The sequence below is a fragment of the Sphingobium xenophagum genome, assembly GCF_031457465.1.
GTDB classification, from domain to species: Bacteria; Pseudomonadota; Alphaproteobacteria; order Sphingomonadales; family Sphingomonadaceae; genus Sphingobium; species Sphingobium xenophagum_A.
This window is the reverse complement of record NZ_JAVDWV010000053.1, coordinates 1-1322: the sequence shown is the minus strand read 5'-3', so window position 1 is coordinate 1322 and position 1322 is coordinate 1. Positions and strand designations below refer to the sequence as shown.

Here is a 1322-nt window from a genome sequence, read left to right as displayed (position 1 = left end):
GGGACTGTCAGGATTTCCGTGTGCGGCCGGGCGGTTGATCATCAGGCCGCCATGGCTCTGATGAAACGTTCGCCGAAGATCACGGCAAATTGCGCCTTCGCCATGGTCCACTCACGTGGTGGCATCTTCCACTCTTTCTCCGACCGATTCAAGATCAGATAGAGCAGCTTGGTGGCGGCCTCGTCGCTTGGGAAGTGTCCCCTGGCCCTGACAGCCCGCCTGAGCTTCGAGTTCAAAGCTTCGATCGCGTTCGTGGTGTAGATGATCCGGCGGACCTCGTCGGGGAAGGCAAAAAACGGGATCACCTCGCCCCAGGCGCGCCGCCAGCTCTGGCCGATGGCGGGGTAGCGCTGCCCCCAAGGACCAGCCTCAAATGCCGTCAGCGCCTTTTCGGCGGCGTCCGCGTCGGTGGCACGGTAAATCTCCTTGAGCGCGCTGGCGAGGTTCTTGCGGTCCTTCCAGGAGACGAAGTCCATCGAGTTGCGCAGCAGGTGAACGATGCAGGTCTGGACAATCGCATCGGGGAAAACTGCGGTGATCGCATCGGGAAAGCCCTTCAGGCCGTCAACGACGGCCAGCAGGATGTCTTCGACGCCACGGTTGCGAAGCTCGTTCATCACCCGAAGCCAGAACTTGGCACCCTCATTCTGCTCGAGCCACAGGCCGAGCACCTCCTTTGCGCCGTCGGCGCGGACGCCCAGCGCAATGTGGATCGCCTTGTTGCGCACCATGCCCTCGTCGCGGATCTTGACCCGGATCGCGTCGAAGAAGACCAGCGGGTAAACCGGATCGAGCGGCCGCTGCTGCCAAGTGGCGACCTCATCGAGCACGGCGTCGGTCACCGTGCTGATCAAATCGGGTGAGACGTCGATGCCGTATAGATCGTGCAGGTGCCTGGTGATCTCGCGGGTGCTCATGCCGCGCGCGTACATCGACACGATCTTGTCGTCGAAGCCGGGAAAGCGGCGTTGATACTTGGCGATCAACTGTGGGTCGAAGCTCGACTGGCGATCGCGCGGCACGTCGATCGCCAACTTGCCGGTGTCGGTCATTACCGTCTTCCGACCGTAGCCGTTGCGCATGTTGCCGGCGCCGTCTTCGCCAGCGAGGTGGTGATCCATCTCCGCATTCAGGGCACGCTCTGTCAGCGCCTTCTTCAGCGAATCGAGCAGACCGCCCTGCTCGAAGGCGGCACTGGCAGCGCCGCCCGCCAAAAGCTGATCGAGAAGCTCATTCGGTATGGCAGGCTCTTTGCGTCGTGACATAGTGGGACTCCTTGTTACCCATTATGCCCGGCCACACACGGAAATCCTGACAGTCCC

1 protein-coding gene is annotated in these 1322 nt (G+C 62.0%); it reads right to left on the bottom strand.

What is annotated here, in order from left to right; genetic code table 11:
- Positions 1 to 41: 41 nt before the first annotated feature.
- Complete coding sequence (locus J2W40_RS20525) at positions 42 to 1265, bottom strand: IS256-like element ISSpwi2 family transposase (protein ID WP_014082638.1); 1224 nt, start codon at positions 1263 to 1265, stop codon at positions 42 to 44.
- Positions 1266 to 1322 lie beyond the last annotated feature (57 nt).